Raw genomic sequence first — 18,714 nt, 5'->3', positions numbered from 1 at the left:
TGCGGATTAATGATAACGAAGAGGCAGTACGATTATAATTTTCGTATAAACGCCGTAATTGCTTTCAACCCGCAGTCCGTATCTTTCCCCGTACAGCATCCTTATCCGGTTGGATACGCTTCTGATCCCAAATCCGTTAATTTCATCAGGAATGCTGGTCCCATCCATAATCGCCTTGATCTGCTCCTTGTGCATCCCGGCGCCGTTATCATAAATTTCAATTTCCAAATGGTCTCCGCTTCGTTTTCCTGAAATGCGTATGATTCCTTTTTCCTGTTTGAGCTTCAATCCGTGATAGATCGCATTCTCGACGATGGGCTGCAAGGTCAGCTTCGGTATCGAATAGGACAAAATTTCATTGTCAATTTCCATCGTATACTCCATATATTCCACATAACGCAGCTGTTGAATTTCCAAATAGCTTTCCGTTAAACGCATCTCGTCACCTATCGGTATGATATCGTCACCTTTACTTAAGGAGATCTTATAGAAATTCGCCATGTATTGGGCTGCCTGTATGGCTTGCTTCCCTAAGCCCAGCTTAATGAGTGAAATAATGGTTTCAACCGTATTGTACAAAAAATGAGGCTTTACTTGCGATTGCAGCAATTTGAATTCGATCTCAGCCTTTGTCCGTTGCTTCTCCACGTTTTCAGCCATAAGCGCCTCCATACGATCCATTAAGTTATTGAAGCCCTCGCTTAAATATCCGATCTCGTCTTTGGATTGGTAAGGGCTTCTGACTTGCATCTGTCCAGACCGGATTTGTCTCATTGTCTTGGCAAGCTGGAAGATGTGCCGTGTGATCGACCGGGACAGCAGGAAGGACACAATTAATGCCAGCAGCAAACATGCTGCACCGACCCCGAGAATCAGTTGATTGATTTCTTTCCGGCCTGAAGAGATATTCTTCATCGGGATAGCGCTTACAATTGTCCATTTCAATGGTTCGAAGCGATGGGTGAATATCAACATTTCTTCACTTCCGCTGCCCTGGGTAAAGGTTGTGTCTTCAGCATTCTCGGGAATGCTTATGGAGACGGCTTCCTTGAAATCCCGGTACAACTTGGCTTTATTCTGTGAGGAAATAATTTGGCCGGCGGAATCGACAATATAAAATTCCCCGCCCTTATTTTCCTCTTCCTCGTAAATCGAGGCAATCGTCGTTTCTTTCACGTACAAAAAAATTCGGCCAATCGTTTTACCGGTATCTTTGTGAATGACCGTTTTGGAAACCGCAAATACGCTGTCTTCCCCTTCATACAAAAATCCGAATTTCATCAAGCCTGTCCAAATGGGTAAATAGTAACGATCCTCCGCTCCATAACCGTCACCGAATATGCGTGAAGCATAGGCGTTATCAGCAAACCCGACGTCCACCCAGTGATGATTCGCGGTGAGGATGCTTACCGCTTTGATTCTTGTGTTAGGCTCCACAATATTGCTGATCGTCTCTGAAAGTGTTTTTTTCATCGAAAGGTTATTTAAACCCTCAACCGGCTTGCCCGCATTCTGCTCATTATTTAATAATAAGTCGTTATAAAGCACGTTCTGCAAACGATAATCGCTGGCCAGAATTTTTGAATAATCTTCAATTGTAGATACCAAGGTTTGAAGGTTGTTTTGGATAAGCACAAGCTCCCGGGATGAATTATTGATCTCTTTCTCAATAATGGCCTTCTGTGAAATCGTGTTGGCAAAGTACGACTGAGTTGAAATAAATACGATAATGATTAATACATTCGATATGAATATTTTGTTTTTAATCGAAATCCCGCCTATATACCTCGAGAACCCTTTCATCACGCGCTGCCTTCCTTCCTTTCCCCCTATTGATATCCTATATTTCTTTGTATGTCATAATAGCACTCCTCAACAGGTAAAACTTAAATTTCTAAATATTTTTCTATAATGGCGGCTTTGGTTTTTGTCATGATGTGGTACTCATCCGGCTGACACTGCCTCAAATCCAGTTTGTGTACCCAACTCACGATGTACACCCTTGCCCTTGGCTAACGGTAGGCGATCGCCAGCCCCCGTTCATGACTTTCCCTCTAGAGATGACGCCCATGCTGGGCGTACATCAAAACGGGTATCATCCTTGAATGAGGATGATACCCGTTTTTTCAAACTATGCTTCAACCGCTTGCGGTAACGTTCTTTCATACTCCTTATATAAAACATAACGCTGGACCCCTCTCGAAGCCTCCACCGCTTCTCTGGCATACTTAACCGCAAGCTCATTGTTGCCAGCTTTGCGTTCAATTTCCGCGAGCACTGCTGATCTCATCCATGGTTTCCGGATAGACTTCAAATGTTCCCGCGCCTGTGCACCTTGCCCTTCCTCCAGCAAAAGAGCCGTTTCATAGTACGCCCGGTAATCCGGATAGCGGATATACTGCACGGCTTCCTGGACAGCAGCCATATCTTTGCGGTACCATCCATAAGCCGCCTTGTACGTTGCCTGTACAGCTACCCTTGTATGTTTGCTCATCAGCCGCTCCATAACCGTCCTCGCTTCATCATCAAGCCTGTTCGCAAGAACATACTGAATGTACAGCGCAGGATTGTTTTTCTGGTTCCGTAAAAAGGACTCCACGCGGTCCACACGCTTTGCCAGAACTGCCGGGTAATAGAATTGGATTGTAAAAATCATGAGAACCGCCGCCACACCCCCTCCTGCGATCAGGATGGGTGAATAGTCGTTGAATAATACGAATAAGTCAAACACGAATAGCACGAAATAAACAGCAATGCTCCAGCGGTAGCGTTTCATTCTAAATCTCCTTTGAGTACAAAAATTCCATTTGAAGTATTGTATCACATTCCATAATCTATCAGCAGAATATATATATAACTCAAAGTGTTAATTAACATGTCATTAAATCGCTAATTCATTATCAATTATAATATACATAGCAACTTTTTCTTGTTGAAATCTCTAAAAATAGTTCAATTTCATATTATTCATTGACTGAATTAATATACAATGTTATATTTCTTAACACAATTAATAATATACATAGAGGAAAGGGAGATTGCCTACATGAGTAAGTTGAAACGTCTGCGTAGAACTAAGAGGCAAGTTATTGCTACTTCCATTGCGTTATCTGTTATTGCTTCGGGAGTCATTCCGTTTCAAACGGCCGATGCTTTAACCCGAGTTACTTCATCCAGTGGCACCGTATGGGAGATTCACGATGCTTTCGCTCCCAGCTTGGACACAGGAAGCTTGCGTACCGTTGGTACTACCCAAGTGCAAGGGTTCGGCAACATTTTTGTGAAGGTATCCTCGCCTGCAGCTTCCCTGATGAATGGACAAATGATGCGCGGGTTTGACCTCAAGTACGATGGTGTTAATAGATTCACTTCGTCTCAATCTGTCAATCTCGGAAATGTCACCGTTACCCGTGATGTGTATGTGGACACTATCAATAATCGAACTAGATTCTTTGATACTTTTACCAATAAGAATGATATGGCTGTAAAAGTAGATGTATCCTTCGGCGGCTCCTTAGGGTATGGCACAGCAGCCAATGCTTCAGTCGTCAAGGCAACTTACTCTAATGATCTGGACGTAACAACAGACGATTCATGGATTGTGGTCGACAGCAGTGCCAGAAACAATAAACCTCTGGGTATTGCAGTCGGGTCTCCACATCCATTTAATAATGGATTAACCGCTCTGGGGAACCAGCAGCAGAATCCATTCACTACACCTCTGGCCAAGTCCGGTAATGAGGCGAATTTCTATGGCTTCATTAATACGTTGAATCTTGAACCGGGCCAGTCGAAATCCCTGGTGAATTTTGTGCAAGTTGGAGAAGCTGGGGAAGCTGGGCTGAACAATCTGATTGCCACGCTTAATGGATTTAATCAGCAGCTGGATGTGTCCGGCTTAACCCCTGCACAGATCCGCTCCATCAGCAACTGGGATATCTCTGGTATAGAGGGACTTAACGCTGGAGACACCCTGTTCGTTCCAGAGGCTCCCGCAGCACAAAGCTTCATCACCTCCTCCCCCTACGATGTTGTGAATAAATCCATTGCACAGATGCAGCAGGATCTGATTAGCGGTACAACGACTTCTGTCCAAATTACGCAAGCGTATCTGGATCGAATCAAGGCGTACGATATGGGCCAACTCGGCTTCCATGCCTTCCTTCATGTATCCGAAACTGCGCTGGCTCAGGCCAAGGCCGCTGACGATGCCCGCGCACAAGGCGCTAAGGGTGATCTGCTGGGAATTCCGATTGCGATAAAAGATATATATGACACCAAGGACATGCCGACTACAGGCGGCAGTAAAGCGCTCGACGGCTGGCGGCCGGAATCGGATGCCTTCCAGGTGAACAAGCTGCGGGAAGCCGGCGCGGTCATTATTGGTAAAGTCAATACTTCGGAGTTCGCGAACAGCGGAAGCTTCAGTGAAAGCGGCTGGATGCAGACCTGGAATGCGCTCTATCCTTCCAAAACCTCTTTTGGCTCCAGCGGCGGATCAGCAGTATCGGTGGCAGCTGATTTCGCAGCAGCAGCTATGGGATCGCAGACCGGGGTATCTCTCTACGCCCCTACGACAGGCGCCAGCTTAAAGAGCTTCCGTGGAACAGACGGCATGGCGAGTACGACCGGTGTGCTGCCGCTCACTTGGGGACAGGATTATGCGGGGCCTATTGCCAAAACCGTAACAGACCTGGCCATTATGCTGAACGCTACAACGGGTACGGACCCGCAGGATATTTTCACCGTAACTGCCGATGCCGATCATAAACGTCCGGAGAACTGGAAGGAATCGCTGGATGCCGGGGCATTAAAAGGAAAGAAAATCGGATACATCCCCTCATCCTTCGTCTCCAGCTATGCAGATGATGATACCGGACAAGCGGTAATGAATAAGTTCTCAGAGCTTCAGGCAGCAGGCGCGACTATGGTTGAGATGTCAGCGATGCCATCAGCCCCTACCCGTCCTCAGGGCATTAATGGCTCTACAGAAGGCTGGGCGCGCTATATCGAGCTTCACAAAGCCTTCCCTTACGCAGACGGAGCAAGCGTACTCGCTTCAGATAAGGTACTTATCTATAATCAGAGAGGTTACACTGCACCTACGCGGATGACGGAACAGGCTGTACAGGATTACATCAAGTATAGAACGGACTACAAGGAAGTGATCAAAGGCTGGATGGACCAGAATGGCGTGGATGCCATTGTGTATGCAGGCTTCATCAGTGACGTGTATAACAATGACGCATCAGCCTCTCAGTTAAGTTCGGACCGCAACACAGGCGTATTAACGTCTAATGTCGGCCTCCCTACCGTAGTGGTTCCTGTAGGAACGAACGACAGCGGATATTCGATCTCGATGCAGCTTGTGGGCAGAGCGTGGGACGATGCCAAAGTTCTAGGTATGGGTTATGCGCTTGAGCAGCAAAGTCAAGCCAGACTGCTTACCGCTTTTGCACCAGCACTCCCATACGTCTCAAACCCTACTACTCCTGATCCAACAGATAATGAACCAAGTAATCCAAGTCCTGGAGGAGGTACCGTAACTCCACCGGCAACACCAACACCTACGCCAGCACCTACTGCTACACCGGCTCCTACAGCAACACCAGCAGAAACAACAGCACCAACACCTACGCCGGTAGTGGTCAGCTTCACAGATACACTAAATCATTGGGCAAAAGCAAGCATCGACCTGCTGATTTCCAAAGGATTACTAACAGGGTATTCCGATGGCAGCTTCCGCCCAGATTCAGGTCTGACCCGTGCCGAAGCCATTAAGGTCATTACAACGCACATGGGACTTGATGGACAAGCAAGTACATTCACCGATGTCTCTGGGGCACATTGGGCCAATAAGTATATCGGCGCAGCAGCCAGTGCCGGCCTGATGAACGGTTACAGCGACGGCACCTTCCGTCCCAATGCCAAGATTAGCCGCAGTGAATTAGCAACACTAATCACTAGAGCGTTTAAGCTGACGGGTACCGGAACCACATCGTTCAAAGATGTTAACAAAAATGCATGGTATTATGATTCCATTGATGCACTGGCATCGAATAAAATTATTACCGGATACGAAGACAGTACGTTTAAGCCTGCTAAAGATATTACCCGGGCAGAGTTTGCTACTATGGTGGCGAGGTTGCTGGAGAGTGGGAAGTAAGGGAAGTTAAAAATGTAAAGGAAAGGCCATCCCGAAAGGGATGGCCTTTAACTTGCTGTAACAAATTCTTGATTTGTACTGCTGCTTGTGGTTAAAGTTTCATTTAGTGAATGCAAAAATAATGAGAATTATGAACATAACAAAAAAAATTGTGAATATTATCAAGCTAATTTTTACATGATTATAAATCCTCATCAATTCCGGTTTTCTTTTTATCAACTTTAAGGAGGATAGGGATAGTAATGGGATACTCAGTAGTGCTATAAAAGCTGGTATTATTGTAATCATACTTGATGGATCAACATAATTGTACTTTTTCAAAATTGTAACAGTGCCTATTCCCATCATTGCTACCCCAAATAAAATTAATGCAAAACCCATCATTTTATTTAATCTGCTTGCATAATAAGATATGGCTAGCAAGCATGTACCACATCCAAAAGTGAATATTAGCACACCATTGTAAGAAAATGAATTAAAAAATGTTAACACTGTAACACCTCAAATAATTATTTATTTTTTCTTGGTCACTATATCTTTAACCCAATCAGTTACTTCACCGATAGCATATCCAGCAGCAGCGCCTCCTATAAGCACGACAGCTCCTGTAAGAATTACAGGTGCTCCAGCAGCAACTGCAGCTGCTCCTGCTGCAGATATTGCATACCCTGTCGCTACTGAAAACCCGTTGCTAACAGTAGTTATTGCAATTGCATATCCTAGATTATTACCATCATACTTGTGAACGTCTTCGTTAATGTCTATTATCATTGACCCTACAGCAATCGGCCCCATTAATTTTATAGAGTTAGAAGCTATTTTTTCCGCTGTGGAAGGAAATTTAACACCTTCATGTACAACATATGGACTTAAAGATGATCCAAAAGTGATTGGTTTTTCTTTGCTCAACTGTTTTGCAACGGCTCCACCCGTTACTGTATCAGCTGCTCCTTTAACAGCTTCAAATACAATCTCTTTACCAGTGCTTCCAATTGCCTTCTCAATGTAATAATTACCTTTTGCAATTTCGTTTTTCGCCCAGCTTTTCACTTTTGAACTCCCAGAAGACACCAAACTTTTGAGATAATTTAATTGATTCGTATCAACAACAGGGTTAGCTAGTTTAGCTTCCTTGTGTCCGCTTGGATCAATATATTTCAAAGGATTGTTACTTACATAGGTATAAATATTTAAACTTAGCGGATTATCAATCTGTCCTTCAACCGTATCCTCGTTAATAAATCGGCCAATACTAGAATCATAATATCTTGCTCTTAAATAATATAGCCCTGTTTCACTATCGTAAATCTCACCAGCATATTTAAATGAATTAACGATTTCTTCCTTTTGGTTCGAAATATTCCCCCAAACGTCATAACTGTAAGAATTAACGATTTCCCCAGCACTATTTACAATTTGTACGACATCTCCATGCCCATTATACAGATAGTAGTAATCTTTTATAGAGTTTGCAACTGTATAATCCTTCTTAACCAGTAAACGTTCCCCCCGGATATAACTAGCTTTTTGGCCATCGCTCCGGGTTTCCGAAACCACTTGTCCAGCTCCATTATAGTTATATTTCGTTACCACATTATCTTTGGATTTTTGATATCTTAAATTATTAGGCAAATAACTAAAGGATACAGTAGAGTTATTGTTTGTAACAGTCGTCAACATATTAAGCAAGTTATAGGTGTAGCTGCTGTCGCTGATGGAAAGACCTAACATTGAAGTATCTGTTAACGTCTGACGATTACCTCTTAAATCATAAGTGTATTGAGTCTCCCCTCCATCCGGCCGAATGACTTTAAGCAACCGATTAAGATTATCATACATATAATTGGTGGTCCGACCATTCTCTCTCATTAAAGACTCCGTAACGGCAACAACATTACTATTGTTGTCATACTCATAGCTGTAAGAGGAAAGGTTCTGAGCATTCTTACTGTTTTTGACCGATTTCAAACGATTTAAAGCATCATACTGGTATTCTGTCTTCAGGATAGTATTATCCGAAAGTGTAGGATAAGTGATAGACTTAATCATTCCTAACGCATAATAATCATATACCGCATTTGCGGACGCTGCTGTATTTCGAGTAGAACTCCCATCAGTTTGAACTTGTGTAAGCCGCAACTTATCGTACTGATAATTGGTATAAACTGTACTTACGCCACTTAAAGTACTGGTCATTCTTGTAGTCCGGTTCAGCTTATCGTAGGCATAGGCTGTAGAGGCAGAGTAACCCGAAGCGGTTGAGGCAATATTCGTAGTGCGTTTAACCGTATCAATGGTTGACTTTTGGGAAGACGTTGCTCCGTTGATGATTAGCTCACTGGTGTCGCTCTTTATCCCCTCATTCCCAAAAATAAATCTACTCTGCAACGACACGCCCGCTGAATTCTTTAGTACACTTTCTATCATTTGATTTCTTTCATCGTATTTATAACTTGCTGTTGTACCGTTACGATCAGTTTTAGTATCCGGAAGGCCCAACGCATTGTAGGTCACATTCTCTGCTTGCGAATTTCCATCCCTTTTAATAATAAGTTGGCCCAATTCATTATATTCCTTGGCGTTCAGGACAACTGGAGTACCAGAAGCTCCCGCTTGCATAGATGTCTGTGTGATCTGCCCATTCTCATCATATTGATAGCTTGTGATCTGATCCAGCGCATCCTTAACGGATGTCAAATGGTTCAAGCCATCGTAAGAGTATTTTGTTGTAACTCCATCTGTATTCAGATTTTTCTTGGGATCAATGTAACCAATTAAATTACCACTATAATCATAGCTGAAGGACTCAGTTATGATTGAAGCCTGCGATTGATCCGGCCAATTCTTGTACGCCACATTGGAGACCAATTTTCCCCACTGATCATAATTTTGCTCAACATAACTCATCTTCAGACTAGCATTATTCACATCTTGGCGGTATGCTGTAACATTCGTTGCCTCAACTAGATAGCTTGTAAGCTTGCGCTGTTTCAGATTCATAGTGCTGATATACAGATTACCATAGGTGTCCAGCGCTTCGCTCTGATTGCCCCAAGCATCCAGCGTAATATTAGTTCTATTGTTCATAGGGTCAACAGCATATACTGTCCGCAAAAGATCATCTACATGGTACTGAGAAACAGCTCCAGTATCCACTACTTGCTCAAGTCGCAAGAGTCCAAAACCGTCATAGTATTCATTTTTATCATTGAAGTATGTAATCGCACCACTAGATTTTTGAGTATACTTTCGTTTGGTATTAACCAGCAGCAAGCCTATACCTTTATTGTAACTATCAAAAAGAGTACTAGATGAATATGAATAAGTTTCTATATACGAATATAAATCCTGCATATCATACTTTTCACCATTTAGACTGGTAACTTGCGGATAGGTTATCGAAGTTATCCGACCAAGCTTATCATAAGTATAAGTTGTCGCCCGGCCGTTCCCATCCTTCTCCTCTAAGACTCTGCCAGAGACCATTTCGTATTTAAGTATTTTCTTAACAAACGATGTAGTTCGCTGACCCGAAGCTGAAATATTTGTAAATTCACTATTCTTTTCTGTTGGGAAAGCATATTTATACTCTGAACCCAGTATAGTCGTTACTTTGGATGTCGTTCCGTTAGAGAAAGATTTTTTCTCTTCAATTTTGCTGATTTTTTTCGCTTCTCTTGGTGTAGCCTCATATGTATACGTGGTCGTTTCATTCTTAGGATTAGTATAGCTGGAAATTCGGCCATACTCATTGTAAGAGTAATTTTCATTTAATGGGGTTACGTTATTCTGATACCAGCTCTTCGCACTCAACTCATGATAGCTTGGTTCATAGCTATAACTCGTCGTATATTTGGATTTTTGCGCAACATTTTCGAATTCACTCGCTGTCATCGGTAGAGTCGTGCTTTGCAACGCCCCCCAATCCGTGTAATTGGTTTCGGTATACAGCATATTGGCAGTACTGTCGGTGTCACCATTCGCAAATTGCGCTATGGTTGTCGTAGGCATATACTTAAAGACAGGATGGAAGACTGTATTACGCGTTTCTTTGCGTTCACCATTCGAAGCTACCGCGACTGTCGATACCGCCTGATGCAAATTATTAAACACATATGTCGTAGCTAGTCCGTTGGTTGCCGAAGCACTTTGTACAGTGGCTGTCGATGAGAATTGATAATCGCTTGGAAGATAGCTCTCATTCCAGTAATTTGGGTAACCGGTATAGTCACCACTGTAGCTGTAATTGATCTGGTTGTAGTTCGAGCTTGCCTTATCATCGGTGGAATCCTTCCTTGAGGTAACCACTACCTCTTCTCCTACCCCGGACCCTAAATTGCGTGTCACCATTTTAGAATCATAGAAGGAATACGAATTCGGAAATTGAATCTTTGAAATTAAATTGTAGCTGTTAGAAGCTGAATTTGAATCTATTACTTTATAATCAAAATTATATTTCCCTGTTAAGACAGTATGAGTAAAATAAGTGAATTTACTGTCCTTGTCAATTATAAATCCCAATGCTGGTGCATACCCATCTGGAGTTCCATTAAAGATCATCAAACTTCGATATTTATGATAGGTTACCTTCTCCTCAACTCCATCTACGTTAACACTTACTCTTATTTTCTCTCCAAAAAAATAATCTCCTGTTGTTTGTAAACTTGTCTCGTAATCAAACTTAACAACCCGATCCAAGCTATCTGTAATGGTAGAGATTACATTAATAGGTTCTCCATTATAAGCAGTACGGGCTGTATAATCGAATTTAATTGTATTCCCATAACGGTCTTCAATTCCTATAAGCCTGCCATCTCCTGTGAAATATTCACGCTTTTTGCTGTCATATTCTAGATAGTAAGCCGAGAGCAAATCCCCGTGAGCGAAACTCCCAGAATCAGTCATAAACCGTACATTCTTCCCTTGATAACCTACCAAATGGGTATAACTATCAATGGTATCATTGGAATAAAAATCAATGCGATAAATTCCACCTTGACCATCGTGGTAGAATAAATAACCATTCTCATTTTGTACAGATGGGAACTGAAATGACCATCCCATGCCCAGATCATAACGTGAGAGTAGATAGTTGTATTTCTTGATTTGGCCATAGGAATACTGGTCTCTCATATAACCAAAAGATTGGCTAGAATTGTACATAATGCCGATATTTAGATCAAGCCCGTCACGACCGGGCAGATTAATGTCTGACCGCTTCCATGTCAGTGCTCCAGACACCGGATCTATCTTCTCATCATTGCCTTGGCGATTGGAAAATTGCGGTTTATTGGTTTGATTAATTTGCTGTTGGACTACTAATGAATCCAAGGCGTTGGCCACCATCCGATCAAAGGCGGAGAATTCCTGCTTCAACGCGGTAGGTTTTAGTTTCTCTTCAGTATATATAGCATCTGTTACAGTGGATATCTTAAGTTCGGCTGTATAGACCGCCTTCTCAACAGTCACCTCCTCTTGTTCAGTTTTCAGTTGCTGCTCAATATCCTCCCAACTGACCTTTTCATTTCTTTTAAGCTCAAAAATCTTCCCGGGGGAGACCGTCGTTTTTTTGAACAACAAATTAACCCAGTATAAATCTTCTTTACCAGCGCCAGCAAGTACCAACTGATCAATTTCTTCCTTGGTTAAATCCCTTAGACTATTATATAACGATGCTCTCCTAGCTTTAATGTCTTGGAGTTGATATGTACGAACTTTCAGTGCTTGGATCTGCAAATCTTCGTTAGCATTATAAGTAGTGTATGCAACTGTAGGTGCCGCTTCGTAAGAAAGCTCCGCAGGATCTATCGGAGCCTGCTTCTGCAAGTTCTCCGTGGCCTTTTCAACGATTGAATCCCCCATAATTTCAGCTTCGGCATTTTGAGCGCTGGCTGTTCTGATCTGGAAAACAGGTATACTTAAGATAAGTACCAAAAACAACATAAATATTTTATAAAGAAATGAATTCTTCTTCAAAATTGTTCCTCCATTTAAATTAAATGAAATAATTACTAAGTCAATGCGCCACTAGAATAACAGGTAAAGACTATTGCCCAAGCGAAGGCATAGGATGTCTCCTATAATAATTATTGAATAAGAATATAGCTGAGATGTATACCACTACGGATGTAAGGTTCCGCAGCGATTGATGTGCATGTACCGGTTGTGCAAATGGTTGTAATGCTACCCTCCTCTTTCTTTCACTTCTCGAATCTATAAATGTCAGTCTTCCTTCTGGTGTGTGACTCAATGTCACAGAACCATTCTTATCAATTAACTTCGCTACCTCCCCAACAATCATAAGTTAATCTTTCATTCTTTAAAACGGTTGCATTTTGTCGAATTCGTAATAATTTTGTCACATCTTAAAAAAGATAAACTTAACAAAAAAATCTTTTGCAGAAAAAAACAAAAAACCCTCGAAAAAATTCAAGGGTTTTATTTTCAAATATTCCCGAATGCTATTCTACTATCACACTTTCAATTAAGCATATTTAGTTATAATCTTGTTCTTATAGCTTTTTTTCCTGCTGATGCTTTACTTCTTTCAGGATGACTATTATTGATCTTACAGGCTAGTGCATCTGGATCAATATTCATATTGACTCCAAGCCGATCAACATTCAAGTTGCAGATTGTGCTCTTTCAGCTTGCATTATTACCTGCAAACATAAACATAGTTGCCTTTATCTCATTCATGGATGAAATCCCGTTCATTCATCTTCTCAATTTTACCCGTACTATATTCTCTAACAATTCGGCCCTCATTTGTCTTATATACTATATAGCTTCCATTTGCTTTAGCATCCAACTTCGCACGATCACCCGTTAACCGGATCAATTTAGCAAGGTCCTTCGTAAGATTCATCATTACACAAACACCTCATTTCCCACTTATAGTTCGAGTATACCATGATGCAGTGCAACTTATTTCAGCTAAAAGTTTGGTGTATAGAATCTAATCATTAAATTTTCAAAAATAAAAAACCTGAAAGATTGAGACCTTTACAGTCTCATTCCTACAGGCAAACCCTCTCTCTTCACCGCTTCACCTTATAAAACTCATGATACAGCTTCATCAGCGCTCTTTTCTCTATCCGCGACACATAGCTCCGCGAGATCCCCAGCTCCTTCGCAATCTCCCGCTGCGTCCGCTCTTCCCCACCAGTGTCCAGTCCGAAGCGGCCGACCACGACTTCCTTCTCCCGGTCATCCAGAATATCCCGATTCCGATAGATCTTGCTCTTCTCAATCTTCAGATCTACTTCCTTGATCACATCATCGTCCTCAGAGCCGAGGATATCAGTTAGAGTGATCTCATTACCTTCCTTATCCGTTCCGATCGGATCGTGGAGGGATAGTCCTTGCGGTTTTTTCCAGCGAGCGTAAGTGCATCAGGATTTCAATCTCGATACATCTAGCGGCAAAGGTAGCCAGCTTATGCCCTTGTTCGGGCGGTAGCTCTCGATGGCCTTAATCAATCCAATCGTGCCGATGGAGATCAGGTCTTCCATGTCCTCTCCTGTGTTGTCGAATTTCTTGAGGTTGTGGACACGATGCGATGTAAAAAACAAAATAATTAAGATCCTTTCTGATCAAATTGGTTTTTATACCTCTTTATATTTAATTTGTAATTGTCTACACGGTAGGGTCATATTGCATAATGTAAGCTTTGGAGAACCGGTCCAGGTAGGAGTTCTCATGTGACTTCGGAGATAGGATAATTAATTTGCGATTTAGCTCGCTCGCATAGAGATCAAATACTTTTAACTTCCGCTGCTCATCTAACGCACTATCGAATTCATCCATCACAATAAACCCCGGTGCCCTTTCTTGCGGGCTCTTATGAATAAATGGAACAGCACCCGTCCCTTGCGATCCTCTTGTTGCCTCCAATCAAACCCCATACGGTAATAGATCCGGTCTACCGATTTCCCGTCTTGCTTGAATCGGACCTCGTTCACAACCCATCCCTTACACAGCCAGTCAAAAGTTTGTTGATTGTCATCTAATACAGCGCGCCTCCCCACTGTCCAGCGTAACAGCTGCTGATCCGGAGGTTCTTGGAGGCTTCAGCCATACTGCCGTGTAACGGTAATGATCCCTACTCTTCGTAACGTTCGGTCAGTCCTCTTTACAATATCTATATCAACAAGAGAATCATCACTTATCATTGTCGGCATCTCCAGTTGCTCATCTTTTTCAAATAATTTCGGCATATAAACGAAAGGATATCATCTGAAGTTTGCAGCGGATGCGTTTTTCTCAAGAAATAATCTCTATAGTTACCGTATAAACATAGACACCTTTCTTAATTTGATAGGGCTCGTGAATATTTTTGGTCCAGCCGGTATCTCCGCCAAGACCTGCATGTTTGTGATCAATATTAAGAAAAACAGAATCTGAATGTCCCAGCTCGTCTTCATAGGCGGCGTTGTCATATTGCTCAATACTGTGCCCATGAATATCAAAATGGAAATGTCCCGCTGCCGATACTTTCACGCCTTGTTCTTCGGATGACAAATATAAATACCGGACATCCTCCTTACCCCCGCATTCTACCGGTAAGATATAGGGTACATGCTGCTGTTCTACAGTGCTTTCATATATTCCAACGAATGCGGCAGATTTGCGATCCGCATAGTTTTCCCATGGCCCGCGGCCATACCATTTCATCTTCTTCCAAGCCTCAGAGAACTTAAAGCTTAGCCCAATTCTCGGGAGGGTATCTACCTTCGCATTGTTCACAACTGTATTTGTGATTTCTATACCTTTGCCGCCGACGGTATAATTTGTTTTGGTTTCAATGCATCCATGATATATACAATGAACTTGAATGATAACAGCTGCCGGTGCTGCAAATACCCGAATATTCTTGATTTCTTTTTGATTGGAATGGAGCCCGAGAGCTTTCCATTCATCTGCATAATTGGACGATTCGAGATGAATACCTGCATCAATGCCTGTCGGAGGGCGATAGAAGTTATTTGTTCCTCCCGTGAAATAATTCTTGTGATTGTATTTTACAGAGATGAACTCTGCGGTTTCTTTCGAGAAAAGAACCGTTGTATTCTCATTATAGATATGAATTTCATTTGCCGTTTCATCATACTTCAAGCTATCCTTTTCTATCTCTCCGGTATGCACTTTATTAACAGAATCTTTAAGCTCTATCTGGCAGGCATAAATACAGGTTCCCTTCTTAGAATAAAAGGTGTCCTCGTCCAAATAAGCATAGAAATTAAGAAAAGCTTCCCCGGAGACTTTAGACGAATCGTATGGCTCTTGAAGCTTATCAACGGAACCGGGTGCTGTGTGATATTTAGGCAAACTACCGCTTTCAATCACACTGCCATCGCAAACCAGCTCCCAAGTCATATTCAAATGGCTTAAATCCCGATGACTGTAATGATTATAAATTCGATAGCCATTATTCCCAGGCATGTAATCCATTTGGATAGGAGATTGTACATTTTTTATTTCATTCGCAGCCGGCTTGAGCGTTAGATCAGCGAAAACAATACCATTCAGGCACATGTCAGGAGCAGGATCCGTAACTTCTTCCTGAAATGCCCCGCCATAGACATACTTTTTATTTCCGTCTTTATCATGCTTAACCAGCGCTTTATCCTGAAAATCCCAAATAAACCCTCCTTGAAACCGCGGGAATTTATGAATGAGATCCCAAAATTCCTTAAAGTTTCCGTTACTGTTGCTTTTCGCATACGCATATTCACACATAATAAAAGGACGCAGGTCTTCGCTATCAGCCATGACATCCAAGATCCAATCTTTCTGAGGATACATAGGCGCCACAATATCGGAGATATTTGCCGGAGGACTCAGAGACTCATACTGAACATACCTTGTTTTGTCATACTCCTTAATCCAGCCGTACATCGCAGCATGATTCGCTCCATAACCGGATTCATTACCCAGAGACCAGAGAATAATGGATGGATGATTTTTATCTCTCAGAACCATCCGTGTAGCCCGTTCCATATACGCATGTGTCCATTCGGGGGATGCGCTTAACTGGCCGCCAAGACCGTGTGTTTCAATATTCGCTTCATCCACCAGGTAAATGCCCAGTTCATCACACAGGTCATACCATTCGATGGCGTGCGGATAGTGACTTGTTCTTACCGCATTGATATTCAGCGATTTCATGACCTTGATTTGCTCACGCATATATTCTGTTGTTACGACCCGTCCGGTTTCAGGACAAAAGGCATGAAGATTGGTTCCCCGTATAATGAGACGCTTCCCATTAATTCTCAGGACCCCTTTTCGATCAATATTCACTTCACGGAAGCCGACATTCGCGCTCTCAATATCAACTACATTTCCAGAACAATCAATCATTTCTAAGACCAATTTATAGAGGTAAGGGTTCTCGTCGCTCCACAACTGAGGATTTGAAATGGTTTTCGTAACCTTTGCTACATATTTCTCTCGCAGGTAGGAATCACAATCCGCAAACTTTGGCGTTTCAAACGCAGTAACCAATTGCTGATCGCTATCATACAGGGACAACCGCACATGGGCTTCACCATAACCATTCGCTTGATTATTAGGTAGAACCGTTACGCTTAATTCGGCATTGTTGTAATTCCCTGAAAAGAGAGTTTCGATCTTATAATCATGGATGCGCATACGTGGTTTTGCATAAATGAGAACATCCCGGTAGATCCCCGAGAGATGCCAGTAATCCTGATCCTCCAGATAAGTACCGGCTCCAAACCGCATCACCTGAACCGCTATACGGTTTTGCCCCTTTTGAATGTAATCCGTGATTTCAAAAGAAGCGTTAAGCTTACTGTCCTGAGAATAACCAACCAGCTTGCCGTTTAACCAAAGATAAAAACACGATTCTACACCTCCAAAATCGATATATATATCCCTTTCGTTAAAATGTTCGTCCACTTCAAACGTTCGGACGTAACAACCGGTAAGATTACTCTCCGGCACATGAGGCGGATTCAAAATGTATTCATTCTTCTTGAGTTGGATCTCGTGATGTGAACCCTCGCCTTTTTGAACAAAGGGATACAGCATATTGGTGTATACAGGTTTTCCATACCCCGAAAGCTCCCAATGGGAAGGAACCGAAATATGATCCCACTGGGAAACATCATGTTCAGGACTATAGAATTCATCCGTTACTTCATCGGGAGACCCAAATATTTTAAACTTCCACATTCCATTCAGGCTCTTCACATATTTAGACTTTCTCCGGTCTCCGCTTAAAGCCTGTTCAACGGTTTCGTATGCTCCGTAGGGTTCATGCATGGGATAACGGTTTTTTTGAGTGACATGTTGATTTTCCCAATCTCTGCTTAGCTTCATTGGCTTCAATAACACTCCCATCGATTGTTCTAATTGGTTGATCTTTCAATGTAGATACCCCTATAATAGAAGGAAAATTCCTTATATTAAATGTTGAGTATGGTATTTCATTTATCCATTTTGGTAGGAGTGTGAAACCATGAATGTTGAAGACATTGATGAAAATGATGTAATCTACCGATGTATCGGCAACGATTTTAATCAGGGTATTTTGTCTTGCGGCTTTATGCGTAAAAGATCAGCAGAGCGTTCTCAATATGATTTTAAGATAGGATATTACAGCTGTTTTGTAGTATTGCAAGGCAGTGGTAAGTTTATTTCTACGGACGGTACCGTTACTTCTATGCAAGCAGGCGATCTTGTTCAACGTCTACCTGAACGTTTGCACTCTACTGCAATTGAACCAGATGGTAAGTGGATCGAGTTTTATATCAGTGTCGGGTATCCTGTCTATTCATACTTAAGGACACTTGGAATTATTAATTCCGATAAGGAAGTTCAATCGACACAGCATACGAATGATTTTTTCTTTGATTTTGTTTCCTTGCTGAAAGCCTTGAAAAGTGCAACAGATGAAAGTCTTCCCTCCCTGCTAATGAAGGCTCAGGATTTGATTATCAGATTACACAGTAGCATTCATATTGACCATAGCAATGAAAATGAAAATAAAATAACAAAAGCCTGCGAGCTGATTAGTGTTTCCAATGATATTCACTTTGATATTCAGGAAGTGGCATCTGCCGTGAATATGGGCTACGAGAACTTCCGAAAATTGTTTAAAGAGACTACGGGGATTTCCCCTAAGCGATATCACACGGAGCATTTAATGAGACAGGCAAAAATGATGCTGCTATCCGGACTTCCCATCAAACATGTAGCCGTTAGTCTTGGTTACGGGGATATCTATTCATTCACCAAACAATTCACGAAGTCAGAAGGGGTATCTCCAGGACGATATATTGGTAAAACAAAAAGCAACTCATCCGCAGACAAGTTGCTTTAGAAATTGATTATGAGCTCACCGCTTCACCTTATAAAACTCATGATACAGCTTCATGAGTGCCCTCTTCTCGATCCGCGACACATAACTCCTCGAGATCCCAAGGTCCTTCGCAATCTCCCGCTGCGTCCGCTCCTCGCCGCCGGTGTCCAGGCCGATAGTGCCGATGGAGATCAAATTCTATCGGGAAGTGTTGACA

7 protein-coding genes and 2 pseudogenes are annotated in these 18,714 nt (G+C 42.3%); 2 read left to right on the top strand and 7 right to left on the bottom strand.

The genetic code is table 11. The features are described from left to right. Positions 1 to 6: 6 nt before the first annotated feature. Together NST04_RS30200 and NST04_RS30195 are read right to left on the bottom strand one after the other, a co-directional pair. Complete coding sequence (locus tag NST04_RS30200) at positions 7 to 1,803, bottom strand: cache domain-containing sensor histidine kinase (protein ID WP_341188093.1); 1,797 nt, start codon at positions 1,801 to 1,803, stop codon at positions 7 to 9. A 328-nt stretch (positions 1,804 to 2,131) separates the two neighbouring features. After that, positions 2,132 to 2,776 (bottom strand): hypothetical protein, encoded by a 645-nt coding sequence (locus tag NST04_RS30195; RefSeq protein WP_341187528.1) that lies wholly within the window; start codon positions 2,774 to 2,776, stop codon positions 2,132 to 2,134. A 270-nt stretch (positions 2,777 to 3,046) separates the two neighbouring features. On the opposite strand from NST04_RS30195, the gene NST04_RS30190 reads away from it, so the two are divergent. Then, positions 3,047 to 6,166, top strand: a complete 3,120-nt coding sequence (locus NST04_RS30190) for an amidase family protein (RefSeq protein ID WP_341187527.1) — start codon at positions 3,047 to 3,049, stop codon at positions 6,164 to 6,166. Between the two features lie 513 nt (positions 6,167 to 6,679). Here NST04_RS30190 and NST04_RS30185 read toward each other — a convergent pair. The 4 genes and pseudogenes from NST04_RS30185 to NST04_RS30170 all read right to left on the bottom strand — a co-directional run bounded on the left by NST04_RS30185 (position 6,680) and on the right by NST04_RS30170 (position 17,536). Further along, positions 6,680 to 12,142, bottom strand: a complete 5,463-nt coding sequence (locus NST04_RS30185) for an RHS repeat domain-containing protein (protein WP_341187526.1) — start codon at positions 12,140 to 12,142, stop codon at positions 6,680 to 6,682. Positions 12,143 to 13,206: 1,064 nt separating this feature from the next. Further along, a pseudogene (sigK, locus tag NST04_RS30180) lies at positions 13,207 to 13,716 on the bottom strand (RNA polymerase sporulation sigma factor SigK); the annotation flags it as partial. Between the two features lie 88 nt (positions 13,717 to 13,804). Further along, a complete protein-coding gene (locus tag NST04_RS30175) occupies positions 13,805 to 13,975 on the bottom strand; it encodes a hypothetical protein (protein WP_341187525.1) in 171 nt (56 codons plus the stop codon). 456 nt (positions 13,976 to 14,431) lie between these two features. After that, entirely contained in the window at positions 14,432 to 17,536 is a 3,105-nt protein-coding gene (locus NST04_RS30170; protein WP_341187524.1) for a glycoside hydrolase family 2 TIM barrel-domain containing protein, read from the bottom strand. Positions 17,537 to 17,654: 118 nt separating this feature from the next. On the opposite strand from NST04_RS30170, the gene NST04_RS30165 reads away from it, so the two are divergent. Further along, positions 17,655 to 18,518 (top strand): helix-turn-helix domain-containing protein, encoded by an 864-nt coding sequence (locus tag NST04_RS30165; RefSeq protein ID WP_341187523.1) that lies wholly within the window; start codon positions 17,655 to 17,657, stop codon positions 18,516 to 18,518. Between the two features lie 15 nt (positions 18,519 to 18,533). Here NST04_RS30165 and NST04_RS30160 read toward each other — a convergent pair. Further along, positions 18,534 to 18,680 (bottom strand): annotated as a pseudogene (locus NST04_RS30160) (sigma factor-like helix-turn-helix DNA-binding protein); the annotation flags it as partial. Positions 18,681 to 18,714: the final 34 nt, after the last annotated feature.

The organism is Paenibacillus sp. FSL H7-0756 (assembly GCF_038006765.1).
Lineage (GTDB): Bacteria > Bacillota > Bacilli > Paenibacillales > Paenibacillaceae > Paenibacillus_AQ.
The sequence above is the reverse complement of the archived record's forward strand: the minus strand, read 5'-3'. Positions and strand labels throughout refer to the sequence as shown.

Bases quoted from the DNA above. Each gene is read 5' to 3' on its own strand.
- NST04_RS30200 (WP_341188093.1), bottom strand. From the start codon at position 1,803: ATGAAAGGGTTCTCGAGGTATATAGGCGGGATTTCGATTAAAAACAAA.
- NST04_RS30195 (WP_341187528.1), bottom strand. From the start codon at position 2,776: ATGAAACGCTACCGCTGGAGCATTGCTGTTTATTTCGTGCTATTCGTG.
- NST04_RS30190 (WP_341187527.1), top strand. From the start codon at position 3,047: ATGAGTAAGTTGAAACGTCTGCGTAGAACTAAGAGGCAAGTTATTGCT.
- NST04_RS30175 (WP_341187525.1), bottom strand. From the start codon at position 13,975: ATGGATGAATTCGATAGTGCGTTAGATGAGCAGCGGAAGTTAAAAGTA.
- NST04_RS30170 (WP_341187524.1), bottom strand. From the start codon at position 17,536: ATGGGAGTGTTATTGAAGCCAATGAAGCTAAGCAGAGATTGGGAAAAT.
- NST04_RS30165 (WP_341187523.1), top strand. From the start codon at position 17,655: ATGAATGTTGAAGACATTGATGAAAATGATGTAATCTACCGATGTATC.